This is a genomic window from Bdellovibrio sp. (assembly GCF_047637665.1).
Taxonomy (GTDB): domain Bacteria; phylum Bdellovibrionota; class Bdellovibrionia; order Bdellovibrionales; family Bdellovibrionaceae; genus Bdellovibrio.
The window spans coordinates 87,774-113,724 of the sequence record NZ_JBLJBT010000043.1 but is presented as its reverse complement, the minus strand read 5'-3'; the positions used below and the strand labels follow the sequence as shown (position 1 = coordinate 113,724).

23 protein-coding genes are annotated in these 25,951 nt (G+C 47.2%); 8 read left to right on the top strand and 15 right to left on the bottom strand.

Going from position 1 to position 25,951, the window contains the following annotated elements; genetic code table 11:
• The first annotated feature begins 5 nt into the window (after positions 1-5).
• The 8 genes from ACM64D_RS14885 (at position 6) to ACM64D_RS14850 (ending at position 10,336) form a co-directional block, all read left to right on the top strand.
• On the top strand, positions 6-656 hold the full coding sequence (locus ACM64D_RS14885; RefSeq protein WP_415064021.1) for a hypothetical protein: 651 nt from the start codon (positions 6-8) through the stop codon (positions 654-656).
• Between the two features lie 38 nt (positions 657-694).
• Positions 695-2,557 (top strand): DNA mismatch repair endonuclease MutL, encoded by a 1,863-nt coding sequence (mutL, locus tag ACM64D_RS14880; protein ID WP_415064020.1) that lies wholly within the window; start codon positions 695-697, stop codon positions 2,555-2,557.
• Positions 2,557-3,489, top strand: a complete 933-nt coding sequence (miaA, locus tag ACM64D_RS14875) for a tRNA (adenosine(37)-N6)-dimethylallyltransferase MiaA (RefSeq protein WP_415064019.1) — start codon at positions 2,557-2,559, stop codon at positions 3,487-3,489. The genes mutL and miaA overlap by 1 nt, the downstream gene beginning before the upstream one ends.
• Positions 3,490-3,523: 34 nt before the next feature.
• A complete protein-coding gene (locus ACM64D_RS14870) occupies positions 3,524-4,402 on the top strand; it encodes a YicC/YloC family endoribonuclease (RefSeq protein WP_415064018.1) in 879 nt (292 codons plus the stop codon).
• Entirely contained in the window at positions 4,399-4,956 is a 558-nt protein-coding gene (gmk, locus tag ACM64D_RS14865; RefSeq protein WP_415064017.1) for a guanylate kinase, read from the top strand. Before ACM64D_RS14870 ends, gmk begins: the two co-directional genes overlap by 4 nt.
• A gap of 103 nt (positions 4,957-5,059) precedes the next feature.
• Entirely contained in the window at positions 5,060-5,299 is a 240-nt protein-coding gene (gene rpoZ / locus ACM64D_RS14860) for a DNA-directed RNA polymerase subunit omega (RefSeq protein WP_415064016.1), read from the top strand.
• Between the two features lie 230 nt (positions 5,300-5,529).
• Positions 5,530-7,746 carry a RelA/SpoT family protein gene (locus ACM64D_RS14855; protein ID WP_415064015.1) on the top strand — a complete coding sequence of 739 codons (2,217 nt, stop codon included), beginning with the start codon at positions 5,530-5,532 and terminating at the stop codon, positions 7,744-7,746.
• Complete coding sequence (locus ACM64D_RS14850; protein ID WP_415064014.1) at positions 7,733-10,336, top strand: ATP-binding protein; 2,604 nt, start codon at positions 7,733-7,735, stop codon at positions 10,334-10,336. The genes ACM64D_RS14855 and ACM64D_RS14850 overlap by 14 nt, the downstream gene beginning before the upstream one ends.
• Before the next feature lie 197 nt (positions 10,337-10,533).
• On the opposite strand, the gene ACM64D_RS14845 is transcribed toward ACM64D_RS14850, so the two are convergent.
• The 15 genes from ACM64D_RS14845 to gspD all read right to left on the bottom strand — a co-directional run bounded on the left by ACM64D_RS14845 (position 10,534) and on the right by gspD (position 25,913).
• Complete coding sequence (locus ACM64D_RS14845; RefSeq protein ID WP_415064013.1) at positions 10,534-11,412, bottom strand: transposase; 879 nt, start codon at positions 11,410-11,412, stop codon at positions 10,534-10,536.
• Between the two features lie 140 nt (positions 11,413-11,552).
• Positions 11,553-12,467 carry a hypothetical protein gene (locus ACM64D_RS14840; protein WP_415064012.1) on the bottom strand — a complete coding sequence of 305 codons (915 nt, stop codon included), beginning with the start codon at positions 12,465-12,467 and terminating at the stop codon, positions 11,553-11,555.
• 11 nt (positions 12,468-12,478) lie between these two features.
• Positions 12,479-12,883, bottom strand: a complete 405-nt coding sequence (locus ACM64D_RS14835; protein ID WP_415064011.1) for a hypothetical protein — start codon at positions 12,881-12,883, stop codon at positions 12,479-12,481.
• A gap of 90 nt (positions 12,884-12,973) precedes the next feature.
• Positions 12,974-13,411: a single-stranded DNA-binding protein gene (locus tag ACM64D_RS14830; protein WP_415064010.1), complete on the bottom strand. Its 438-nt coding sequence runs from the start codon at positions 13,409-13,411 to the stop codon at positions 12,974-12,976.
• Positions 13,412-13,571: 160 nt separating this feature from the next.
• On the bottom strand, positions 13,572-14,537 hold the full coding sequence (gspN, locus tag ACM64D_RS14825) for a type II secretion system protein GspN (protein WP_415064009.1): 966 nt from the start codon (positions 14,535-14,537) through the stop codon (positions 13,572-13,574).
• A 2-nt stretch (positions 14,538-14,539) separates the two neighbouring features.
• Positions 14,540-15,238 (bottom strand): hypothetical protein, encoded by a 699-nt coding sequence (locus ACM64D_RS14820; RefSeq protein ID WP_415064008.1) that lies wholly within the window; start codon positions 15,236-15,238, stop codon positions 14,540-14,542.
• The gene (gene pilM / locus ACM64D_RS14815) at positions 15,235-16,905 is read right to left on the bottom strand and encodes a pilus assembly protein PilM (protein WP_415064007.1); all 1,671 of its coding nucleotides are present in this window, start codon (positions 16,903-16,905) and stop codon (positions 15,235-15,237) included. Before pilM ends, ACM64D_RS14820 begins: the two co-directional genes overlap by 4 nt.
• A 138-nt stretch (positions 16,906-17,043) precedes the next feature.
• Complete coding sequence (locus ACM64D_RS14810; RefSeq protein WP_415064006.1) at positions 17,044-18,285, bottom strand: general secretion pathway protein GspK; 1,242 nt, start codon at positions 18,283-18,285, stop codon at positions 17,044-17,046.
• Entirely contained in the window at positions 18,233-19,081 is an 849-nt protein-coding gene (locus ACM64D_RS14805; protein ID WP_415064005.1) for a type II secretion system protein GspJ, read from the bottom strand. Before ACM64D_RS14805 ends, ACM64D_RS14810 begins: the two co-directional genes overlap by 53 nt.
• Positions 19,078-19,584 (bottom strand): type II secretion system protein, encoded by a 507-nt coding sequence (locus ACM64D_RS14800; protein WP_415064004.1) that lies wholly within the window; start codon positions 19,582-19,584, stop codon positions 19,078-19,080. The genes ACM64D_RS14805 and ACM64D_RS14800 overlap by 4 nt, the downstream gene beginning before the upstream one ends.
• Positions 19,581-20,171: a Tfp pilus assembly protein FimT/FimU gene (locus ACM64D_RS14795; protein ID WP_415064003.1), complete on the bottom strand. Its 591-nt coding sequence runs from the start codon at positions 20,169-20,171 to the stop codon at positions 19,581-19,583. The genes ACM64D_RS14800 and ACM64D_RS14795 overlap by 4 nt, the downstream gene beginning before the upstream one ends.
• Positions 20,172-20,177: 6 nt before the next feature.
• Positions 20,178-20,588 (bottom strand): type II secretion system major pseudopilin GspG, encoded by a 411-nt coding sequence (gene gspG / locus ACM64D_RS14790; protein ID WP_415064002.1) that lies wholly within the window; start codon positions 20,586-20,588, stop codon positions 20,178-20,180.
• A 119-nt stretch (positions 20,589-20,707) separates the two neighbouring features.
• Complete coding sequence (gene gspF, locus ACM64D_RS14785) at positions 20,708-21,925, bottom strand: type II secretion system inner membrane protein GspF (protein ID WP_415064001.1); 1,218 nt, start codon at positions 21,923-21,925, stop codon at positions 20,708-20,710.
• Between the two features lie 8 nt (positions 21,926-21,933).
• Complete coding sequence (gene gspE, locus ACM64D_RS14780) at positions 21,934-23,625, bottom strand: type II secretion system ATPase GspE (protein WP_415064000.1); 1,692 nt, start codon at positions 23,623-23,625, stop codon at positions 21,934-21,936.
• Between the two features lie 5 nt (positions 23,626-23,630).
• Positions 23,631-25,913 carry a type II secretion system secretin GspD gene (gene gspD / locus ACM64D_RS14775; RefSeq protein ID WP_415063999.1) on the bottom strand — a complete coding sequence of 761 codons (2,283 nt, stop codon included), beginning with the start codon at positions 25,911-25,913 and terminating at the stop codon, positions 23,631-23,633.
• Positions 25,914-25,951 lie beyond the last annotated feature (38 nt).

The window sequence follows — 25,951 nt, the reverse complement described above, 5'->3', positions numbered from 1 at the left end:
TCCACATGAAGCGCCGCATTGCAAATAGGTACGGCGTACCCTCTGTGGTATCCGTTTCTGGCTGGGGGCTTTCGGTGAAAATTATTTTTCTTTCTATTTTGTCGGTTCTTTTTTCTGCGGTGTGCTTTGCTGGAGATATTGAGCCTGTCTTTGAGGCGTTGAAGTCGTCTGCGGTCAATTATGAGCCGGATGGGGCAGTTTGTGAGCAAGTAGCCCGTCTACGTCTTCAGGAGGACTATCCGGATAAAGACTTTCTTTTGGCGACGGGGATTGAGTACAGCACCGGCGGACAAACGCTGGGAGAGTTGGATCTTGTTGTTATCAATCGGACGACTCAAAAAGTGGTCTTGGTGATGGAAGTGAAGTGCTGGAAGAACTATGGACAGGCTCTTGATAAGGCCAAGGCGCAAAGAGATCGTTTTACATGGAACTTAACCAAGTACCCACACCAAATTCGTTTCACAACTTATAGCGATTTGCATTTACGCCCTGAGCAATTTGAGGGGAATGCGACCGTTTTTCGTTCTTTGTCTCATGCCGGTGGCATTCGTCATGGGTTTGATATGGAGCTGGGGTTCACTCTTTCTGAGTTGAGAGATCTTCGAATGAAGTTGCTCAAGTGCCAAGCCTGGGGAGGCTGTCCTCGCCCTGAATAGAGCGTGACATAAGCGGGGTCCTCATGCAAATTCCCTCTATGTCTATCCAAGTTTTACCTCCCGAAGTTGTCGATCAAATTGCTGCCGGTGAAGTGGTTGAGCGTCCCGCTCATCTTGTTAAGGAACTTGTTGAAAATAGTATTGATGCTGGCGCCACGCGTGTGCATGTTGAGTTTTTTGACGGGGGTCGCATCGTTAAAGTGATCGACAATGGTAAAGGGATGGCTCCAGAAGATCTTCCTAAGGCCCTGGAACGATTTGCGACAAGTAAAATTTCGAAAACAGATGATCTTTGGAAGCTTCGCACTTTTGGCTTTCGCGGGGAAGCGTTGGCAAGTATCGCCGCCGTCAGTAAGTTGACCTTGACGTCTCGTCGTGAAGGAGATGAACAGGCCCATCAACTTGTCAGTGAATACGGACGTAAAAAAGAGATCGACAAAGTCGGTGGTTCGTTAGGGACCACGATCCTTATTGAAAATCTTTTTGATAATACTCCGGCGCGCCTGAAGTTTTTAAAATCCGATGCGGCAGAAAATACCGCGATCAAGACGACGTTAAGAGCCATGGCCCTATCTCATTACGACGTGGAGTTTCGTATTCAGGAAAATGGTAAGCTGGTCAGTTTTTGGCCCGCTTGTAAGAATCGTAAAGATCGTGTTGAGCAGATTTTGGAAATCAAACCACTCTTTGTTGGCGAGGCCTCTCGCGACAATGTGCGAGCCTATGCTGTCTTTGCCGATCCTCACAATGTGGCGAAAACAGCAAAAAATATTTGGTTGTTCGCGCAGAATCGTTGGATTCAAGATCGCAGTTTGCAAGCGGCCGTCAATGAGGCTTATCGCAATCTTTTGATGCACGGAGAATACCCCATTGCTGTTGTCTGGGTGGAAACAGATCCTGATTGTGTGGATGTGAATATTCATCCGACGAAGTCGCAGGTGAAATTTCAAGAGCCTTCATTGGCGTTTCGTGCCGTGGCGGCCGCATTGCGGGGGACGCTAGAACAAGCCCCTTGGTTGGCGGAAGATCAGCGTCCCAGAGGCCCACAGCCGCTGTCGGATGTATCTCCTCAGGACTATTCCTCCACGAAGGGTTTGTCGAATTTTGCCGAAACAGTGACTCCGAAAGAAAACCTGGCATTCCAGGATTCCTCGCTTCAGGTGACGCAGTTTCAGAAAAAAGATTTTAGTTTCCCCACCTCGACAGTGAATCAGCCGAAAGTGGACTATCAGGCTTTGGCGGCATCTGCCGAGGCGAGGGAGTCTTTGCGTCCTTCGCAGGCTTCTGAATCTCCGGAGCCTGAGGCGCCGCGGGGTTACTGGTCCTCGCTGGAGGTTTTAGGGCAAGCCAATCTGACTTATATTGTGACTCAAGGGCGGGATAAGATTGTCTTCGTTGATCAGCACGCTGCCCATGAACGCGTGGTTTTTGAGAAATTAATGACGGCGTGGAAGGGGGGCAAGGTTGATGTGCAAGACTTCTTGTTCCCATTGGCAGTCGATATGTCTCCTGAAAAAGTCGAAGCTCTTTTGGGAATTGCCAAAGAGATCGAACGTTTGGGTGTTCACATCGAATCATTGGGTCCTGGCACCGTCGGTGTGAAGGCGGCTCCGTTGATGATCAAAGAAGCCATTCTCAGTTCTGTATTAGATAAAATGGCGACCGAGATCGTTGATCAAGGCGGAAGTTATTCTTTAGAGCGCGTGGTGGGAGACATTTGCGCCACGATGGCCTGTCATTCCGTGGTCAGAGCTGGACAAGCTTTGGGGCTTGAACAAATGAAAAGTCTTTTGCGAGACATGGACCTGTTTCCTCTGTCGAGTTTCTGTCCCCATGGGCGACCGGTCAGTGTGGAGTATCCCTTTTACAAACTCGAGAAAGATTTCGGCCGAATCGTCTAATGAAAAATCCGCGTAAACCTGTGATCTTTGTTGTCGGCGCCACAGCCACTGGGAAATCCGAGTGGGCGCTGCGCTTGGCGCAAGAGTTTCGGGGTGTCATTATCAACTGCGATTCTGTTCAGATTTACAAGAAATTGGATATTGGTGCCGCGAAACCCAGCCAAGAAGAGCAGGGCTTGGTGCCGCACTATTTGTTGGACTACGTGAATCCTCCTCAAGAGATGACGGCGGGTCAATATTGTCGGGATTTTTTTGAATGTATGGAGGAAGTTCCTGAGGGCACTCCTGTGTTTGTTGTGGGTGGTACGGGATTCTATTTTATGGCGATTGAAAAGGGGATGTACCCTGTTTTGCCCGTGCCTTTAGAGGTTCAAAAAGAGGTCGAAGAAGAGTTGGCGTCTCCAGGGGGCGCGGAACGTCTTCATCGCGAGCTTTTGGAAAAAGATCCCGAGTATGGAGCTAAGATTCACGTGGCGGACCACTATCGTATTGGACGTGCCATTGAGTTGCTCCGCAGTCATAAAAAAAGCGTGACCCAGATACAAAAAGAGTTTGCAGAGTCTCGAAGTGAGTTCCCGTATCCTTTGTTGAAGATAGGTCCGTCATGGGATCGTGATGAGTTGAAAGAACGTATCCAGTTGCGCACGGAGAAAATGCTGAAGGCGGGTTTGGTAGAGGAAGTACAGGGGCTTCTCGACCAAGGTTTGGAATCATGGGCTCCCCTGAACAGTGTGGGCTACAAAGAGACGATTTCATTTCTCAAGGGCGAAATGCATCGGGAACAGCTTGTTGAGGAGATCGCGAAAAACACTCGGCAACTGGCTAAAAGGCAAAGAACCTGGTTTCAAAGAGATAAAGACATTCATTGGTTTTCGGGTCGGGATGGTTTTTTAGAGGCTCGAGATTTGGTCGAGAAATTTCTCATCCCTTGACCCCATTCGGGGTCGGTTTCAAAATGGAGATATTATGAAAAGCATGACAGGATACGGCACCGCCAGAGCGCAATCAAAAGAAGTTACAGTGGAAGTAAGCATTCGGGCAGTGAATGGTCGTTTCCTGGAGCCTCGCTTTCATCTTCCCCGGGAGTTTGTCGCCTATGAAGGGGAACTTAAGAAGATTCTTGGTCAGTCCTTGATGCGTGGGACAGTGGATGTTTTTGTATCTCGCCGTGTGAAAAGTGTGGCGGGTAAGGCGCAGATGACCGTGAACGATGCCTTGGCAAAGAAGTACCTCACGGCATACAAACATCTTTCCAAAGAGTTGGGCGTCCCATTTCAAGTTCATCTCGAAGTTTTAGCTCGTCTTCCAGATATCATTAGAGTGGAAGAAACCTACGAGTTGTTTGCAGGGGAAGATAAAGTTCTTAAAAAAGCGTTTTCAGAAGCCTGTAAAAATTGTGACCGCGAACGCGTGCGTGAAGGGAAGGCTTTACGCAAGGATCTTGAAAAATTGCTTCTGTCTTTAGAGAAACAAGTTAAAGTAATCAGCGAGTTGCGCGGAGAAGCGAACAATCAGCTTCAAGAAAAGTATGAGCAGAAAATTCGCGCTCGCCTCAAAGGAAATGAAATTGATCCGACTCGTTTGTCGCAAGAAATCGTGATCCAGCTTGAGAAGGCCGACATCAATGAAGAGCTTTCACGTCTGGCTGAACACATCAAAAATTATCGTCAGTTGGTTTCCTCTCAATCGGCGGAGGGGAAGAAATTGGATTTTTATACTCAAGAGCTGCTCCGCGAGGTGAATACGATTGGCTCAAAGTCTCAGGTAGCCAAGATCACTCAGACCGTGGTAGAAGCAAAAACCCTTATTGAAAGACTTAGAGAACAGGTTCAAAACGTTCAATGAAGACGCGTCTTATAATAGTTGCCGCTCCAAGCGGTGCAGGAAAAAGCAGTTTTGTCGAAAAGATCAGCCAGGAAGATCCTCGCTTGGTCGACATTATTACTTTTACGACACGTTCTATGCGAAAAGGGGAAAGTGAAGGGAAACCCTATCACTTTATCGCTGCGGAAGATTTTCAAAATAAGATCAAAGAAGGCTTTTTTGTAGAATGGGCCAAGGTTCATACGAACTTTTACGGCACCTCCTATCAGTCTATTGAGGACACTTGGAAGCAGGGAAAGTGCGCCATTATGGATATCGACATCCAGGGGGTTGCGACTTTCAAGGCGAAGTTTCCGGATGCCAAGACGGTTTTTATCCTTCCCCCTTCGATTGATGAGTTGCGTCGAAGAATCACAAAGAGGGATGGGGGCGTTCCAGCGGATATTGAGGTTCGCATGGCCAACGCTGAAAAAGAGATCCGTGAGGCCTCCAAATTTGATTATCAGATCGTGAACGACAACTTTGAACAATCCTACGCTCAATTTAAAAAAATCGTTGAAGAATTGCTAACTTAGCGGTAGTTTGGCCGAATTGACTTTCTGCACCCCTATGCAAATGGGGGGAACAATGGTAAAGTTTCAGTGATTATTTCTTGAAGAATTGCTTTCTGGAGGCGAAATGGCTCGTGTAACTGTTGAAGATTGCTTGGAAAAAGTTCCTAATAGATTTGCTCTTGTCTTGATGGTTGCAAAAAGAGCGAAGCAACTTCTTAAGGGTGCCGAGGCCACTGTTTCTACTCGCAGCAATAAGTACATCGTCAGCGCACTTCGTGAGGTGGCGATCGGAAACGTAGGATACCAAGAGACTTTGGATACTGCGGAAGTGATTCGTCAAATCGAGAAAGATTTGAACAAGTAATAGAGTTTTCTTTTATTTTGGACTTGAGATAGGGCTTTCGAAGGAAAGCCCTATTTTTTTGCTTTCAGAGAGGCTTTTTTGGCAGGCCTCGGGTTCGTCAGGCTAAGGTCTTTGAGGTTTCCTCAATCCCTTAGACAAAGGTCTCACCTCTTCGAAAATACCAGTAAATTTAAAGCCTTATTTTAAATCTTAGTTGGAGCCCTTCGACTCCTCGGGTAAACTTTTTAGATATGGTTGAACCCCTGAAAGAGAATGGCGTAAGCCAAAAGCCTGTGAAAACTTTAGAAGATCTTCTGAGTCGTATTCGCAGTTACTACCCGAACGCAGACTTAAAGGTGATCGAAAAAGCTTATTCTTTTTCAGAGAAAGCTCACGAAGGACAGATTCGTCGAAGTGGAGAGCCTTATATTTCTCACCCTCTTTCTGTCGCCGCCATTTTGGCGGATCTTCATTTAGATTTGGACACCATTGCGACAGGACTTCTCCACGACACGGTGGAGGACACTCACGCGACTTTGGAAGACATCCGCCGGGAATTCGGCGAGGTGATTGCCCATCTGGTGGATGGAGTGACTAAGATTGGTCAGATGAAGTTCAAAAACAGTCACGAGAAACAAGGCGAGAATATTCGCAAAATGATCGTGGCGATGGGAAAAGATGTTCGCGTCGTGCTGGTGAAGTTGGCGGACCGACTTCACAACATGCGAACCTTGAATTTCATGCCCTTTGAAAAACAAGAGCGCATTGCTTTAGAGACTCTTGAAATCTACACGCCTCTTGCGGGGCGCATGGGTATTAGCTCCTTGAAGATTGAACTCGAAGATTTGTGTTTCCGCTACTATCGCCCTGACGTGTATTATCAATTGGTCCAACAGTTTAAGAAGACCGAGGCGGAACAGAATCGTTACATTGACGACGTTAAAGGCATGATCTCAAAGGAACTGACAAAGGCCGGTTTCAAGTTTGAGGTGTATGGACGTTCGAAGCACTTGTGGTCCATCTATCGTAAGATGCAGTCTCGTAATATTGATTACGATCAGGTTTATGACGTTCTGGCGTTCCGGGTGATTGTGGGAAATGTGGCCGAATGTTACGCGGCTTTGGGGCTTGTGCATTCGCTGTGGAAGCCGATCCCGGGGCGGTTTAAAGATTTCATCGCCATGCCGAAAGCCAATAACTATCAGTCTTTGCATACGACCGTCATTGGGCCTGGCGGGGAGCGTATTGAAATTCAAATTCGTACTGAAGAAATGCATTTGGTTGCAGAGCGCGGGATCGCGGCCCACTGGAAGTATAAAGAGCGCGGCAAGATGGTCGATGATTCTGACTTTCAGCAAGCCAACTGGCTGCGTGATTTGGTGACCCTACATCAACAAGTGCGCAGTCCGGATGAGTTTTTAGATACCGTGAAGACGGACTTGTTTGAGACGGAAATTTACGTGTTTACTCCGACAGGGGACGTGCGTGAGTTTCCCGAAGGGGCTACGCCTGTTGATTTTGCCTATGCGGTTCACACAGAGTTGGGAAATCGCATTGTCGGCGCCCGTGTGAATGGTAAAATGGTTCCTTTGAAATATCAATTGCAAAACGGGGATACGGTTGAGGTGATGACCTCTAAAACCCAAGTTCCTTCTAAAGACTGGCTCAAGTTTGTTGTTACGAACAAAGCCAAGTCAAAAATCCGCGCTTTCGTCAAAGAAGAACAGCGTCGCCGCGCGATCATGCTGGGGAAAGAATTGGTGGAAAAAGAGTTCCGCAAATTTGGCATGGCGGCCGTGAAGTACCTCAAAGGACCTGCTTTTGAAGCCTATCTTAAAGATCACGGACTTGCGGATATTGATGAGCTTTATGTCACTGTGGGATACGGAAAGCTTGAAACGCGAATTTTGGTTGAAAGACTGACTCCTGAAAACATCGCCAAAGAAGCGGCGAAGACGGATGATTCTTCCTTCATGGAAAAAGTCATGCGTGCGGCGACTCAAAAAACTCGTAAGACAAATTCTTTGATCAGCGTCGATGGTATGGATGACGTTCTGGTTCACTATGCGAAATGCTGTCATCCAATTCCTGGAGATCCTATTGTCGGCTTTATCAGTCGAGGACGTGGTATCACTATTCATCGCAGTGACTGTCGCAAAGCTTTTGAGTTTGATCAGCTTCGTAAGGTTGATGTGAACTGGAATGTGAAGCAGGCCGGCGAAGGACAAGAGCGAGTCGTTCGCCTTAAGATTATTTCTCAAGACATTCCTGGATTATTGAAGTTAATGTCGGAGGCTTTTGCGCAGCAAGGGATCAACATTCAGTCAGCGCAAATTCGTACGACTAAAGATAAAAAAGCTGTTTGTCATTTTGAAGTCAGTGTACAGAACGCCAGCCAGTTGAACCAAGCTATCTATGAGATTCAAAAGATCAAAGGTATAATTGGTGTCACTCGTGTTATTCACTAAGTTTTCTCAAAGATTGCATCAGATACTGGCGTCGATCGTTTTTGTCGTTGGTATCGCCGTCATGATCGGATGGATCTTGCAGAATCCAACCATCATTCAGCTGGGACCCGACTTGTCCCCCATGGTTTTTAATACAGGACTTTGCCTTGTCGCTTTGGCGACAGGGATTGCCTTTGCAAATGCTAAGACGTCTCTTATCTCCAAAGTCTCCGTGGGGGTTGTCGTCGTTATCAGCGGTGTCACCTTAATTCAATATATCTTCGCGATTGATTTAGGCATGGATACCTTTTTTAATAAGCCCTTTTACAGTATTGGCATGCCTTTTCCGGGGCGCATGGCTGTAAGTACGGCGACGTGCTTGTTGATTCTGGCTTTGTCCTGTTGTCAGAAGAAAGAAAAATACACTTTCCAAATGTTGAGTGCGACAGGAGCTTCTTTAGTATTGGGGTTTTCGCTCATAGGAAGTCTCAGCTATTTTTTGGGTTTTAACTCTGAATACGGATGGGGAAGTTTTTCCCGGATGGCGCTTCATACCTCGCTGTCGTTGACGATGTTGGCGCTGGCCACGCTGTGGTTCTTGCGTCTTCAGGTGGGAAAAGTTTCCATTCACGATCGGGCGTTGGCGCCGTTTTTTGTGGTTGTGACAGGGGTCCTGACGACGATATTGATATGGCAGCTTTTGGTTTTAAGAGATCAAGAAAGAAATAAGAGGTTGACCCAAATACGGGTCGAGAGTTTGAAGGCTCATCTTGATAATGTTTTTACTCCATTAGAAAAATCCTTAGGGCAGATGTCGCGAAGATTTTCCGCAGGAGCATATCCTAATGAGAAAATGTGGAAGGTGGATGCTGAAGGTTTTTTTGCTGAGTTCCGTGGGTTGCATCGCCTTTTTTGGGCCGATCAAGAAGGGGTGATTCGTTGGGCCTATCCGGCGTCTGGTGGAGGGACTCAACTTCTAAACACCAAGGTGTGGGGAACGAGTAAAGATCTCCAGGCCCGTTTTATGGAGCTGACAAAGGGTCACAGAGTTTCCTTGTCGAACATCATTGAATTTAGAACTGGCGGAAAAGGATTTGTCCTTTTTGTTCCGATTCATGTGGAGACGAAATACGAAGGGGTCGTCGCGGCCGCAGTTTTGTCTGAACCATTTTTTAATGAGGTCGCTGATATTCCCGGATACGACTTGGTGATCTATGAGCAAGGACGAGAGGTTTTCCGTAAAGGGACGCCGGATCCCGTTTTTGCCCGTGACTGGAAAGTGAATAGTTCTTACCGGGAGCTTGGCGTTCATTGGGAAATCGAGGTTGTTCCATCGGACGCAGTGATTCGAGAGAATACTTCAAATCTTCCGGGTGTGGTTCTTTTGTTTGGAGTGAGTGTGTCACTTCTTTTGGGGATCGCTCTGCGATTTTATAATCTTGCCAAGGAATCCGAGCGTGCCGCGAAAGAAGCCTATGATTTTAAAACAGCAGGTATGAACAGCGTTCCATTGCTGATTATATCCCTGGATAAAAATACAGTGATTCGCGAGATGAATAAGACGGCCGAAGAACTCTTGGAATACAAAAACGAAGAAGTTGTGGGGCAAGCCACTCCATTGATCTTTCATGATATGAATGAAGTGCACGAGGTCCGAACGAAGATGGAGAGGGAGTTGGGTTACCCCATTGCTTTAGGTGTGGACTTTATCTCGGCGGCCGATAAGTTGAGAATGACAAGAGCTTCCGAGTGGACTCAAATCAGCAAATCAGGAAAACGTTATGTGATGACGATGTCGATGAATCCGATTCGCAACGAGAACGGAGAGATCACAGGTTATTTAGAGATTCTTGAAGACGTCACTGAATTGAGAGAAAAAGAAAAAATTCTGAAGGATCAAGAACTTAAGATGTTAACCTCGGCTCGTCTGGCGTCATTAGGAGAAATGGCCGCTGGAATCGCCCACGAAATCAATAATCCCTTAGCCATCATTAGTGGGCACGTCGGCGTTTTGCGTAAGACGCTGCAACACAAAGGGTTGGGGGACGATCAAGAATTGCAGAAGAAAACCGACTCCATTGAATCTGTCGTACAACGAATCGCCAAGATTGTTCGTGGACTGCGCACTTATTCGCGAGAGTCAGAGGCCAGTGGCGATGAGTGGGTGTCCATTGAGTCATTGGTTGATGATACTTTGGCTTTTTGCCATGAAAGATTTAAGTTGGAGGGTGTGGAGCTTTCTGCGGTGTTAGAACCTCAACTAAAGATCAAAGCCCGATCTTATCAAATTTCTCAGGTTCTTTTGAATTTACTTAACAACGCCTTGGATGCCGTTCAAGCGAGTAAGTATAAAAAAGTCGTGATTGAAGCCCGGAGAGGCAAAGAGGGAATAGAAATCAGTGTCTCTGACACAGGCCCTGGGGTTCCCTACAATATGCGAGAGAAGATCATGGAGCCTTTTTTTACCACCAAGGAAGTCGGGCAGGGAGTTGGCTTGGGATTGAGTATTTCACAGGGAATTATTCAGTCCCACAACGGGAAGCTTTATTTGGATGAGGCCTCTGCGAAAACACGCTTTGTTATCTGGTTTCCGCCTCAGGATAATCTATAGAAACTGATCTCCTAGTCTGGTGATGGCACGAGGATTTGGAGGGAGGGAAGGACTTTGCTGGCGCTGCGTTCGGCACGGCATCCTGCCTCATCGCTCCTACCTCCGCTGTCGCTCCGGCAGGGGGCCATCCAGGCCCCGCGAAGGCCTCACTTCGGCCATCAAAGTCCTTCCCTCCCTCCAAATTCTGCCTCGACAGTCTAAGAAAATAGTCTGTACTTATTGTTCTTGGCGATTAGAAGATACAAGGCTCTTTCTAGATGCTCTGGAACTTTCGTTGTACACCAACTTCTTCTGACAAGTCTTTTGGTGAGATCTCGTGATCTTGCACAAATGTGATTGATGGGGAAAAGCGGATCAAAGATATGCTTCTCTGTTTTGAGATACTTTTGTTCTCTGCGTTTGTCTTTGTTTTCTTTAGAGATGAACTGTTCGTAGGGTAGGTTTGAGAAGATCTTTTTTACGATGCGGTGGTATTCAGGTTTGGAGTCGGATTTGATGGTAAATCTCTTTATAAGAGCTTGTCTTTTGACTTCTGTTAAAAGGTCCTGGGTTTTCACTGAAGACTCATTGGGTCTGTAGCCATATTTTCTGCGACTGATGCTGGCAATTTTACCTTGAGCGGGGATTTTTCCGACTTGAACTCCTAAGATCTCATAGTTGTCACTAACCGCAAGAGCGACAGTGAGAGGTTTTAATTTAGTATGCTCAATGGAGAGCATTTCATCGAAGTAGAGTTCTTTAAAAGAGAATCTCTGCTTTTGATGAATATCTTGGGCTCTTTTGCTGAGCCATAAGAACTTGAGGTAGGCAGTTTTGTAAGTGCAACCAAGGGCTTTGGCTGTAGCTCTAATGCTGGCTCCTGATGTGAGATACTGAAAGACCTGGGGGTTTAGATCCGTGCGTTTTTGTCTGAATGTAGGCGACAGAGTTCTTGTTGAGAAGGTCTTATTACAGGATTTGCAGTTGTATCTGGGGATGTAGGTTTTGGTGTGTTGTTTATAGAAGTACCCTCTTTTTACGAAGTGGTTAGAGCCACAATGGGGGCACTTTCTGTGATGAATAGATAGCTGAGCCATGTTTTAAGGGGCTGGAGCAAAGATCGGGCTTGGGAATATTCATTCCTGAATACAAGAAACAAGGTCAGAGGTCCGAACCTCGCCCAAATCAGAGTGAGGTCTTAGCATGGTATGCACAGGCAGAGGGATCAGTTTATAATCTATAGATTCCAAGCCCATCCGGCTTTAATCATAATCATGCTGGCTTTCACTGTGTCAGATGCGGGGAACAAATTATACTCGACACTGATGGGAATATAATTTTTTCTATCGCGTTGAATGTCTGCTCCTACGGCGAAAGTGAACACTTGATTTGTTGAAATTTGTGATTGGTTCAGCGCTGAACTTGATTTGGAAAGAGCCAAGAGGTAACCGAGTCCGCCGCCAACCCAGGCGCGATAGGCGCCGCTTTGAAGGGGATACCATTTTCCTAATCCATACAAAGAAAGATAATTGATGTTTGCGTCGCAACTGGTGGAGCTTGAGCAGGCGGCGGCGGAAGCCGAGCCAGAAACATTGAACTGTTCAATACCCGCATAACCTCGTCCTACGAAATCGCCGCCAAGGACGTAGTCATAGAAACCGCCAACCCCAAATCCTGATCCACTCATGCTGGCAGAGGTTTTTTGACTCTGACCAAAGCCATCTTTGTAAGAGACATCGGCGGTCATCGAGTTCATAAGGTATCCGCCGACCACGCCGTAAGAATCCTTCAGGGTGCGCAGATAAGAACCGGAGTCTCTTTTTCTAGGTGTTTCACTGTAGCTGTCCGTGGATTCAACATCAGCACTGATCGGAGTGGGGGCCTTGGCTTGTAAGCCATAACCACTTTCCGCGCGGCCCTTGATAATTTCGCCAAGAGCTTTACTGCCTTTGATTTGTTTAATGCGAATGACGGCCGTCTTCTTACGACTGTCTGGATTGATGAGGTAAAATTCTTCTCCCTCTGCGGCGCTATCTCCCTCGAGATTGATCAGAACTTTAGTGCCCTTTACGGCCGACACAGAGGCTGCATAGACGGAAGAGGTCCAACATAAAAACAGGGCGGCAGCAAGAAGGCATTTTTTAGAGATCACGTGTTGTTTTCCTATTCAAGAGTCATCAAGTTGTTTTCAAGCTCTCTAATGAACTGATCTTTATAAAGATTCCAAACGACGTCGTTCGCGAATTCGTAGGTGCAAGATTGCGTTCCTGTCTCACTTCGTTGCAAGGCTTTGACCTCGATGCGTTTGTCGCGATGAGTGCGCCAGATTTCCAAATCAGATTCCGCGGTCACCAGTTCATAACTTTGTGACGGGAATTCTTCGTTGAACCAAGTCTCAAGGCGCCCTTCCTTTTTACAACCCTTCAGTTGAAAAGAGGTGGAGGAGGGGGAAGCGGTAGAGATTTTTGTGGGGGCTTCGGATTCGAACTGTTTACGTCCTTCGGAGCGGTAGATGGTACAACCGCTTAATAAAAGCCCCATAAGTGTTGGAAAGAGAAAACACTTCATAGGCTTTTTATTATAAGAGAGACTGGACCAAATAAAAAGCCCCGATATGAAATCGGGGCTTTGGGCTGACATAAATTTCCGTGCTGTTCTTTAGAACGGGATTTCGTCGTTGGAGTTGAAGCTAGGCTCTGGACCGAAATCTTGGAAGTTGAAATCATCATTTCCAGTAGAAGTCGAACGACCCGCACCACTTTCGGCACCCGCAGAACCCAAGAACTGAACGGTGCTTGCTACGATCTCAGTCGTGTAGCGTTTTTGACCTTGTTGGTCTTCCCATTGACGAGTTTGAAGTTTGCCTTCGACATAGACTTGGCGACCTTTAGAAAGGTGCTTACCGCAGATTTCTGCTAGTTTGCCCCATACAGTTACGCGGTGCCATTCTGTACGCTCTTGTCTTTGGCCGTCTTTCACCCAAGACTCACTTGTAGCGATATTAAGGCGAGCAACTGTGCTGCCGCTGCCGATAGCTTTTACTTCAGGATCTGCTCCCAAACGGCCTACTAGAATGACTTTATTTACACCTGACATATTCCCTCCAAATTTGACCATTTCGTTTTTGGTCAGTTTAAGAGTGAAGTCAATAAGGACTTCGGACTCTCTTTTATTTGCGGAAAGGGGTGTGCAATTTTTAAGCAGACCCCTGCTCAGTTTAATTTAAGAGGGGTCTAGATGGAGATCTAAAATCGGACTAACGCGCAGCCCCAATACTGGGGGGCATCATGGGATTTGTCGCTGAAACCTTGAACTTGTATTGTGAGCCTTCATTGGTGGGCGTTTTATAGCCATCAATGAAAGTGAGGAAGAGAGCGGCGCGATCTTGAAAGCTCTTCTTTGTCTTCAGATCAATTTCAAAATTATAAGCTCCGATTTGGTGAGAAAAAGCTCCGCCATTGTTGACGATATTCAATCCGATGTTTCCTTTGATTGAACCATACAGTTCATCACCAGGTTTTCCAATAGTGCCGGTTTCGATGATAAAGCGTCCTGCCGCCAGACGGCCTTTGAGTTCAACCGTGCTCAGCTTAAGATCGGGCAAGGTGAGGGGGCCCATGGGGGTGTTTACATTTGAAGGAGGAAGCTCAAACTTGCTGATCGTAAGATCCAGTTCGACATCGGGTTGTTCTTGGAAGGACAGATCCGCGAGGGCTGTTGTTTGTAAATCCAACTGACCTTTGAGAAGGACCGGCAGATTCGCCAGTTCGCGGAGGTCATGCAAAGAGACTTTTTTCGCAGAGACCTCGAGGCGCTGTCTTTCGACACCGTTCTCAGTTTTGGTTCCTTTACCGACATGAAGATCCACATCACCTTTCAAGAGGCCTTTCGCAGACACATGACCGTAAGGTTTTTGCTGGATGATTCCAGAGACCGAAGGTGTGATGACCAACTCTTGCGCCGACAGGGCGGGTGTTCGAATGGATTCAATGTACACTTGATCCATTTTCACGCCAGGTTGAGGGAATAGACTCATCTTCAGTTTGTCGAATTGAACATAAACTGTATTGTTGGAAAGTTTTGAAACCTGGGACGAGATCAGATCACTCAAGTCATCAAATGGGAAAAGAAAGAACAAGAACACCAAGGAGGAAAAAACCATGACAAAGATTTTCCCTTTTCCTTCTTTGATAAATCGGAAAAGCTGACGAAGTTGTTCCATGCCTATTCGTCTCCGCTTTCAGTGTTGCGATTTTTCAGGCGATCCCGAATGCCACCACTGCGTTTTGTTGGTTCGGAAGGAATTTGCGGAGCTTCCGGGACGGCCAAAGCGACTAGTTTATAAACGACATCAAAATAGCGAGAGTCTTCACGGTTGGCGGTGATCACCAAGTCCTTCAGTTTGACGCTGGGATTGATGTTCTGAAGTTGATAGCCCAAGTCCATGGCTTGGCGCACGTTGAGTTTGGCTAGGCTGACTTGCAAAACTCCCTCTGTCAGATTTTTTGGAACCAACTGAGAGTTGTTATCCAAAACTTCTGTTCCTTTGATTTGTTCAGGCAGTAGGTTGGCGGATTTAATTTGATTCTCAATATTTGAGCGAATTATATCCATGGAAGGAGCTTGAGGGATCTGGGGAACGTCAGAGGATTCGCGACTGACCTTGAGAAGTTCGCGAATCGTCATGCGTTTGCTTTCAAACTCACCGACATAATCTTGCGATTGAGAATAATATGAATAGGGGACGGAAAGAATGGCAAAGGCGACAAAAGCAATGGCTCCGACAGAGGTCAGCTTTTGCATCGCCGGTGTCATATTTTCGTAACGATCTCGCAATTGATTGTAGGCGGCGCTGTCTTGGACTCTTTCCCAAGTTTGGCGGGCGTCGCTAACCAGTCTGTCCTTTAGGTCCTCTAAATTCATCTTGCCACCTTTTGGATGCCGCGATCGACATTAAAGCTGAATGAAAAAGCTGTTTTTCCGGGGAGTGATCCCAAGGATGATTTTTGAGATCTAACCTGTCCATCGACGGTGATGTTCGCAAGAGACTGCTGTAAAAGACTCATCTCTTGCGGAGAGTTCACATAACCTTGCAATGCCACCTGGGTGTCGTTGATTTGCAAATCATGAACATCCAAAGTGACAGCCGTTTTCCCGGGAGCCGCGTCATTGATCTTTTTGACGATATCGAGGGCAGAGTTCATGTTGGCGACGCTGGCGAGAGTTTTCAGATCAGCGGCCCGTTTTTTATTTTCACGGATGTATTTGCGGATGCCGTTCTCAGAGGCATTTTTGCCTTTAAGGCCGGCCACTGTTTTGGCTTGAGATTTAAGGACCTCTTGAGTTCTTTCCGCCAGACTCATTGAAAAGGTTTCGCGCAGGGACGTGTAAACAAAGAGAACCAAAAGAGCTGCCGTTGCAATCTTGGCAGTGTGTCCCCATTTTTCCCAGAACATTTTAACTTGGTGGTTTTCTTTGGCATACTCCCCACGTAAAAAATTGAGGGGAGGGTTGCGTGGCTTTTTAAAACCTTCAATCGCCAGCCCTAGAGCAACGCCCGCTTTGGCGCCATTGGAGGCCGAGCGTTCAAAAAGGACATTCGGAATTAAATCCAAAGTGGAAGTGCGATTTACGGGGGCTTCCAGAAGTTGAGTCAAGAAGGGGCCGATGTTCTGAATTTGGGAAACGCCACCAGTCAAGCCGATGCTATCGATCTGAGCGTTGAACTCACTTTTCAGTTCAAGAATGGAAAGCTGGAGATCACGTGCCATTTCGCGAACACTTTTTGCGATAGTGTCAGAGAAAGTGACTTGATCAAAAGTCGCCCCTTGTTTATTGGTCAAGATAAACGCTTTGGTTTGCAGCTCTTTAATAGCGTCAAGGAAAGGGATTTCATATTTTTTCGAAATCGCGTCGGCGATATTTTTACCACCCCAAAGAATAGAGCGGACGGCAATCAGTGAGTTGCCCTCAAAGGCGCTGACCAGGGTGCGGGTATGCCCCATGTTCAAAATCAAATTGATATGGCGAACCGGACGGTTGTCTTCATCATTCAAGGCAATGGCCGGGGCCAACAAGGCCGGAGGTGCTTCATTCCACTTTTCAAAAACGTTGGCCAGAGCCGTTCCTTCGGCCGAAATCAAGTAAGGGTCAATTCCCGCGTCTTGAGCTCTTTGCAGACAGTTTTGCACATGGATTTTCGGAGCCGCGCACGCCAAGACCTCTGCGCCGCCGCCCACGGTGCGCACAATTTTCGCGTCAAAGATGGCATTGTCGGAAGAAAAAGGAATATCCTCTTCTAATTCAAAAGCCAAACTTTTAGAGATTTTAATGCGATCGTTGAACGGAAAAAATTTATTACGAATGGCCACGCGATCTTGACGAAGCGCCATAACAAAACGAGTTTGATTAGGGTCGTAGTGACTGGTGAAGTCGCGGAGGAATTCAATTATTTCAAGTTCTTGATCTGCGCCCGGAGCAATATTCAGCGGGTGCTCAAAAAATTGAGCGACCTGAAAACCTTTGGAGGTGCTTTGCACTTCCACAATTTTGATGCTGCTCGAACCAATGTCTATGCCGAGAGATTTCACGCGTTCCTCCATGAACGAGCTTTTGGTCTTAGTTTATGCGAGGAAAGGCGCTGTGTATAGTTTAAATTGTCTTTTGGTTATCGGGGGTTAGGATGATCTCTTGACGTTGGTCGGGATAAACAAAGAACATTCGCCCGGCTATCTTTCATTCCAATAGACAATGCGCGGAGGCCCCTTGGGAAGAGGATCTTTCTTCTGCTGTTGTTTCTGCTTTTGATCCGATTTGGAGCCCTGGTCTTGTTTCTCTTTATCTACATAAGATTTTACCTTGGTCGCAGTGCGATTGAGATCCATTACGATGGCGGTAATTTCTCGGGTGGCTCCGGCAAATTCTCCGGTGCTGCGGATTTTGAAGTTCATCACCGTATCGCAGGTCATGGGGATGTCTTCAGGATTTCCCATGACGCGAACGCCTCGGGATTGAACAAAGTTCCAGAAGTCAGAGCTTCCACCGCTTTGATCGCATTTAAAGGGGCCCCCTTCAGACTCGGTCTCACGTCTTTTGATGATTTCTCCGACCACTTCGTCGGTCATGGCGGGGTCTAAAGATTTAAGAACATCTTTGGTCGCAAGATTGGGATTAATTCCTTTCATCCCGTAGATGGTGATGCGTGGCTGAAGAAGATCAAAAAAGTCGTCATTCATTCCTGGCACCATATGCAGCTCTGCAATCGTGCGGAAGTTGCGATTGGGAGGGAAGTAGTCGCTTTGGGACTCTTGATTGAGATCGGCATAGTGCGATCTTTTGTCGCCCCCGTTGAATGATTGTGACTTCGCGCTCATCCAGTCGGCGATATTGTTCACCAACTCATCGAAACGCACGTTGCTGTATTCGCGAGCGAATGCCTCATCGTCTTTCTTTTTTTGTTCGAAAATATTGAGCAATTGTTTTTTGGTCGTTTCCTGCAAGGACTTTGAAGGGGAGTTTAAATCATTGAGGTCAATCTTAGAGCCCTCGTCTTCAATTGTGACGATGTAGCTGGAGTCCATTGAGGATTCTTTAAAGATCTTCTTAAAGTTGTCTTTATCGACAGCGCTGAGTTCATCGGGGATAGGCAGGGGCCAAGCAAAAGGGAACTTCCAAATTTGATCTAACATAGGACTGTCGCCCAATTGGGCCCCAAACTTTTCCTGGGCTTGTTGGTATATCTTAATGCGCAGAAGGCTTAGCTGCATTCCTGATTTTGCCGCATAATACGCCTTCACGCGATTCAATCCCTGAGAGTTCACAAGATACTCCACATTCGAGTCATAGGAGACTTCCATTGCGAAGTACATAATCAACATGATGCAGGCAATGGCCACCATCAAGGCAACCCCACGTTTATTATTGAGTGGGTAACTGAGATTGCGGCCAAGAAGTTTGATTTCCTTGCGCATTGGTTCCCTCCTCTGGATTGTTGGGGAAGTGAATGGGGACGATCACTTGCATTGAATATTTTTTGGATTTTCCTTTTTCTTTTTTCTCAACAGTCAGCGAAACCTCAACGGCCTGAGGGAATTTCCCTTTCGTCGCGCCATCACCCTGGGCGTCGGTTCTCCAGTCAGAGACCCAATCTTGCTTCCCTTTACCCATGTAACGAATTTTAAATTCAGAGACGTTTTCAAGCAGAACAACTTCATTGCCCCCTTTGGTCACATCAAGATCGACATAAGGAGAGCTGCGTCGCCACAGACATTTAGAAGATGTCTTGTCGTCGCGAAGATTTTTACAGTCCTTCAATGAGTAGCCTACTTCAATGAAGTCAGCCTGACGCGAGTTTCGAACGGTTCGTGCGTTGTTCAAGGTGACAAAATCCATGCTTTCGCCATTGCCGACAAAGTGAGTTTCCGGGTCACGGCGCGGCACCTCCCGACGGCTGGCAGGATCTTGAGGGTTTTCTGGTGGAAGGGGGGTTGGGGTTCCGGGGGGTGTTTGTTGGTTGGGGTTGTTCTTCTTTTTAAGAATTTGCTCCAACTCTTTTTCGATATCACGGTAGTGATAGGCCAAATTAATATCTCGTTCAATCAGGCGGGTGGCGTCTCTTAAGCGTGACACGTCGTCAATTTGATCTTGTAGTTTTACCTTTGCGCGAATCGCTTGGGAGATGGCCTGGGCCGTGAGGACCGTGAGAGTCCCCAGAATCGTGATTGTGATCATCAGCTCAATCATGGTGAAGCCGCGATGATTTCTCATTGTCCGACTCCGGGAATGGAAGGAAGAGGAAGCTGCTTATCGTAATCGACAAAATACTGTGTGGCTGAAAACTCTAAAGGTTTTTTGGGGCCTTTGAAGACGACGGTGACTTTGACTTCCTTGATGGATTTTGACATGTGTTCCGCCAAAGTTTTCATGATTGTCAAAGTCAGCTCATCAGCGCCCCCGGCTTGGGCCGTCAAGGTGGCTGAGAAATCGGGAACTTCAAATTCTTTGGAAGTCATTTTCCAAGAGTACTGTGGGTACTCAGAGCCAAAGTCGTCTTCTTTTTCTTCGGGAATGGAGTCCAAGGGTTTTCCTGCATACTCCATTTCAATTTCGACCATTTTTCTTTCAAGGAGGGCAGAGACTTCCGTGGACAACTGAGTCTTACGAATACGCATAAAACTGCCACTCCAGGAGTTCGCCAGAAGGAGAAGACCTGAGGACAGGATGACCATGGCTATCACGGTCTCTATCAATGTGAATCCGTTTTTTCTCACCGTTGAATGTCCTTTAACGAAGTAGCTTTCTCTATGATATCAGCTTGACCCGTTAAAGGATTAAAAACAAGAGTCCAAGTTAAATTATTTCCGTTTGTGATCTGTACAGCCGCCGCTTCGACAAATCCCTCTGGGAAAAAGTGAACGTAGGCCACGCCGGAAGTAAGAGGGGACTTCATGTTAATGGTTTCCACCGAGCCAAAGCGCAGCCCATTGGGAAGAGTTTGTTCTTTCTTGGTGACGGATTTATCCATCTGAAAAAGAGGAGGAGGTGCGCCTTCTTCTTTTTCGCTCTCTTTTTCTTTGGCTTTTTCGTAAGCCTCGGGATTGACGGGTTGGGGGCCGTTGGCTCTTTCAACCCAGTACTTTTCTTCGCCGGCTTCCATGCTGATGGCCAGGCGGTAGGTTGAATTGGACAGACGGGCTTTATTGCGAATTTCTTTGCTGAGCACCAGAAAGTGCCGAGCGACTGATTTGATGTTGGCGTCTTTTTTTGCAAAACGAGGGGCTGCAACAACCATGATGGCCGCGATGATCGCCAGCACTACCATGATTTCAATAAGAGTGAAGCCCCTCTGAGATGACATCAAGGCCTACTGGATATCCTCAAGAGTGATATCTTTGTCGTTTCCAGAGCCACCTTCGCGGCCGTCTTTACCTAGAGATTTCAAAGAGTATTCACTGCCATCAAGTTCGTAAACCAACTCATGTCCAAATGGATCTTTAAGATCTTTTTTGTAGTAAGGTTCTGGTCCCCAGTTCGAGCAGTTTGGATCTGCTTTAGCAAGGCCTTCAAGGCTTTGAGGGTATTTTCCGCAATCTGTGTAGTACATAGAAAGGGCATTCACGATTTGAGTCATTTGAATACGAGCTTCTTTGACTTTTGATTTATCCAACTGACCTGTGATGTTAGGTAGTAGAAGGGCTGCAATACTGCCGATGATCGCAAGAACGATCATGATCTCAATCAGAGTCATACCTCGGCGGTTCTTAAGAAGAGACATACTTACTCCTTGTTTAACAGACATTGAGAATAGCAGAAGCCCCCATCCAGGTAAAGAAAACCTGAAGGCAATCTCTCGACCTATGTCACATAATATTTGCGAGACATGAGGGGGCTGCGTTATCCAGCGATGTTCGCCATTTCAAACATAGGCACCATCACGGCAACGACGATCATTCCAATAGCAAAACCCATCAGGACAATCACGACTGGACCCATCAAGCTTGTGAGGCCTTCTAGCTTTGTTTTCACTTGGAAATCGTAGGCGTCAGACACCTGAGACAGCATGTTTTCAAGCTCGCCGGTTTTTTCCCCGATGTTGACCATGTGAATAACGATGGGAGGAAACTGGCCTGATTTTTTCAAAGGGCCGGCAATGGATTCCCCCTCTGAGATGTTGCTGCGCGCTTCATCAATGGCGATCGCCAAAACATGATTGTTGACGACGTTGCGAACGATATCCAAAGCGGCCAGCATGGGGACGCCGCCGTTAAGCAACGTCGCCAAGGTGCGAGTGAAGCGAGAGACCGCCACCATGCGAACCGTCGGGCCGATGATGGGAAGCTTTAAAGAAATGGCATCCCACTGATTGCGCCCAGCAGGAGTGTTCTTCCAGTTTTTAAATAGAAGAAACAGGATCAAGGCACTTCCTACAAGCAAATACCAGTAGTTGACGACAAACTGACTGGCGTCGATAAGTGTCACCGTGTACCAAGGAAGTTGGAGGTTGGGAGCGGATTCAAAGACCGTCACCATTTTGGGAATCAAAAAGACAAAAAGGAATCCCAGAAGTCCTAAGGTCACGGTCATCATGATAATCGGGTAGGTCATGGCGCTGCTGACTTTGGCTCGCAAATCAGCCTGAGCTTCGGTGAACTCTGCCAAACGCATCAAGATCACATCCAAACTTCCCGACATTTCTCCGGCCTCGACCATCGAAATATAAATGTTTGTAAAAACATTGGGATATTTCGCAAGTGCTTTATGCAGGGGCGAACCTTCATTCACCATGTTTTTGCAGTCGGCAATCGCCTCGGAAAGAACGGGATTTTCCACCTGTTCAGAAACGGCCGTGAGGGCGTCTACCAGAGGAATATTGGCTTTGATCAGCGTTGCCAACTGACGGGTCATCAAAGACAGTTCTTTGACGCCTACTTTTTTGGTAGAGCGAGGTCCTTGTTTCTTTTTGGGATCTGATTTTTTCTTGTCGCGAATATCGACGACATAGATATTGTCTTTTTTGAGTTTGGCCCGCGCCGCGCGCAGGTTTTCAGCGTCAATAACACCTTTGACGTTTTTTCCATCTCTTTTAAGGCCTTTGTACTCAAAAATAGGCATGGTCGTTCCTAGATATCAAGCTGGGTGTTGGAAGTCAGTTCTTCAATGGTCGTGATCCCGGCAAGCACTTTCTGTATACCATGGTCACGGAACGTTTTCATCCCGTTGGCCACCGCTTGTTTTTTGATGGAGTTACCATCTTTTCTTTGCATGACCAGTGAACGGATGTCATCAGTCACCACCAATAATTCGCTGATCGTAGTACGACCGGAGTACCCCTTCTGCCCACAATGATTGCATCCCATGGCGCGACAGATGTGAGCATTTTTAGCCTGCTCTTTGGTGATCCCTAGAAGCTGCAATTCAAAATCAGAAGGTTCGTAGGGAGCTTTGCAGTGCGGGCAAAGGATCCGTAAAAGACGTTGTGCCACGACGCCCATAATAGACGTGGCGATCAAAAACGGCTCCACGCCGAAGTCAATCAGACGGGGGAAGGAGCCTGCGGAGTCATTGGTGTGAAGAGTGGAAAGGACCAAGTGACCGGTCAAAGAAGCCTGAATGGCCAGTTCTGCGGTTTCCAAGTCACGAATCTCACCTACCATGATGATGTCGGGGTCTTGACGAAGGAAAGAGCGCAAACCCGCGGCAAAGGTGAGGCCGATCTTCGAGTTCACTTGCACTTGTCCGATGCCGTGGATTCGTTGCTCCACGGGATCTTCCACGGTCAGGATATTGACATCCGGTTTGTTTAATTTAGAAAGAGCGCCATAAAGAGTCGTCGATTTTCCTGAGCCGGTCGGACCCGTGACAAGGAAGATTCCGTAACTGCGACTTAAAAGATCGTCGAGCTTTTCCAGATTTTCCGTCGAGAATCCTAGCTGAGTCAGTTCAAGAACGATATTGGATCTATCTTGAATACGCATCACCAGGCGCTCGCCAAAAGCCGTCGGGACCGTAGAAAGACGAATATCGATATCTTTACCGCCCACTTTCAAGGGGATACGGCCATCTTGAGGCAGGCGTTTTTCTGCGATATTCAAATTGGCCATAACTTTGATACGAGACGTGATGGCGTTTTGAAGCTTTTTGGGTGGTTTAAAGACATCGAACAAAATACCGTCTGTACGGAAGCGCACGACCATGTCTTTTTCGTAGGGTTCTATGTGAATATCAGACGCTTTTTCTTTGACCGCGCGGAACATGAGGCTGTTCACCATCTTGATCACGGGTGCATCGTCTTCACCAGCTTCAAGCAAGTCGACGATGGGATCATCAAGATCATAGTCTTCATCCTCGATTTCATCGAGACCGGAAAGATTGGCGGTGCTTTTTTCGTAGACCTTATTGATCGCATCTTGGATGCGGCTGGTGGTCGTGATAAGCGGGCGTACGCGTTTGCCGAAAAGAACCTTCAAGTCATCCAACGCCTTGAGATTGACAGGATTGCTGGTTAAAGCCGTCAGCGTATCTTGTTCATCTTTGTAGGGGAGAATATTGTGCTGTTTAGCGTAGTTGATGGGAAGATCTCGGATCAAGTCGACGGCGATATCGCTGACGGGGATGTCGCGAATAAAATCCAAACCCAATTCTTTGCAGAGATCGGCGACGACTTCATCCGCCGTGGAAAACTCTTTTGCCGACAGCGCTTCACCCACGGTGATGGGTCTCACCACCGAGGGGTTGTTCAGCACAGAACGGATTTGGTCCTGCGACAAGGAAGTTGCTTTCGACAGAATGGTTTGAATATCCACGGAGGCCATTACAATTATTCCTCTTCAATAACAGGGGCTGTAGGTTCTGACGGAGCCGATGGAGATTGGGCCTTGCGGTACACCTCATCCATCTTCTTGCCAAAAGGATCTACGCCACCTTGAGATTTAATAAAGTCGATACGTTCATTTAGTTTTTTCGAAACAATCTGGTTGGCATCCGCAGAGCTGCGAATGATCTTCGGAGTCAAGAAGACCACCATATTGGTTTTATCCTTAACGATCGTGCGGGATTTAAACAACCAGCCGATGATTGGAATGTCACCGAGAAGAGGCACTTTCGTCACGGACTCGATGTCTTGTTCCTTCATTAAGCCCCCCAGAACCGCAGTGTCGCCGTTGTTCACGTTGATCACGGTTTTGATAGAGCGTTTCGCCAAGGGCTGAGTGGAGTCTTGGAAAGCCTTGGGTGTACTTGCTGTCGACAGCTGGGACACCTGTTGTTTGATCTCCATGCGAATGGCGTTGGTCGAAGGGCTGATGAAGGGCTTCAGTGTCAACTTGATCGTAGCGTCTTCGAAAACCGGCGTCGTGATGGTGGTGCCGCTAGTACCTGAGCTTGTTGCATTGGAACCCACGACGACCTTATCCCCCACTTCAATTTCGCCTTCTTGATTGTCCAAGGTGGTTAGTTGCGGAGTAGAAAGAATGTTGGCTTTCTTCGTTGTCTTTAAGAAGTTGATAAATCCAACCAAGCTTGGAATTTTAAGAGTCGTTTTAGAAACAGGATCCGTGACTTCAACAACCTTGCCTTCGCCAAATCCAATCACGGCACCGTTTCCGCCCGTAGGACTGAGGAACTCGTTCAAGTTCATTCCGCCGTTAAATCCAACCTTTCCGTAACCAGAATCGCCGTACTTATAATATCCAACGCCCCAAGAGTTTCCATCATTGGCACTCATCTCCATGATGATAGCCTCGACAAAGACTTGATCGCGAGGAATGTCGATTTTGCCTAAAAGATTCAACACGACTTCGTAGTCTTGTTTGCTGGCAGTGATGACAAGGCTGTTCGTGGTCTTGTCGGCCGTGATTTTAACATCGCCGCCGAAGATCTCTTGAGGAGCTTGCATTTGGCCACTGGCGCCAATAGGGGAAAGAAGACTTCCGCCGGTTGCCGGTTTGGGCGTCGCATCTTTTGTGACGCCTTGAAGAGTTTGGGCAATTTTCTCGGCGTCGCCATTTTTGACGTAATAAACATACACACCGCCGGATTCTTCAGGGCGGATTTTGAAATCAAGTTGAGAGATCAACTTTTTAATACGCACGATGCCGGATTTATTGCCCACCACGATGATCGAATTAGTACGATCATCAGGGATGGCCATAAAGAAGCTGGCCCCTTGCTGTGAGGTTGCGCTAGCAGAACGAGAGAAGCGGGGAACACCGGCGGTGAAGGTGCCGGGAGCAGAGCCTTGGGATTTGCTTCCCTTGTTGACGATCTTATCAACGAGATCGGCAAGGTCTTTAGCTTTTGCATACTTAATAGGGATAACTTCAAGTTGTTCTTCAAATCCCGGAACGTCCAATTGACTGATGATTTTCATCACGCGGTCAATGTTGGAGCCGTAATCTGAAATGATGATCGAGTTCGTGGGCTCGTAAATGTTCATTTCCCCATCTTTGGAAGGAAGAATGCGGAGGTCTCTATTTACTTGCGCTGCCGAAATATGTTTTAAGTGGATGATCCGCGTGATCATCTGATCGCTGTTCGGGTAGTAAGCGCCCGAAAAAGTCTCGATGTTGTCGCGTTGGGCATTTCGAGCCGACTTCACTTTGAGGAAGCTGCCAGAAGGGACAACGGTGAAACCGTTGATTGCCAAAGCAGATAAGAAAGCTTTATAGGCTTCGGCCACCGTAATTTTGCTTGGGGCAATGATGGTGATTTTTCCGCGGACGCCGGGATCAATAATAAAGTTTTTTCCCGTAAGCTCACTGATTGCCTTGATGACGTCGGTGATTTCTACATTGGGAAAATCAAAAGACTCAATCGTCTCAGGGAAGTTGGCGCTATTGATGTCTTCGATAGGGGCCTTGGCGAACTTGTCCTTGGCCGTTTTGCTTAAAACATCATTGGCGCCTTTATTATGTCCTCGTGAAGCTCCAGAAGCGGGGCTCCCGGGAAGAGTGGAAGGGGCTGAAGGAAAGTTGCTTCCTGAGTCGTCGAAATCTGGAGGTGGTGGAGGTGGAGGGAAATCCTCAAACTGAGCATGCGCTGCAGGGCCCACAAGTTGGGCTGTCATCAATGAAGCAATTCCTATGCTGATGGTTTTTTTCATTTTTCCTCTCCTCTTCTTGAGGATTAATTAATCTATTT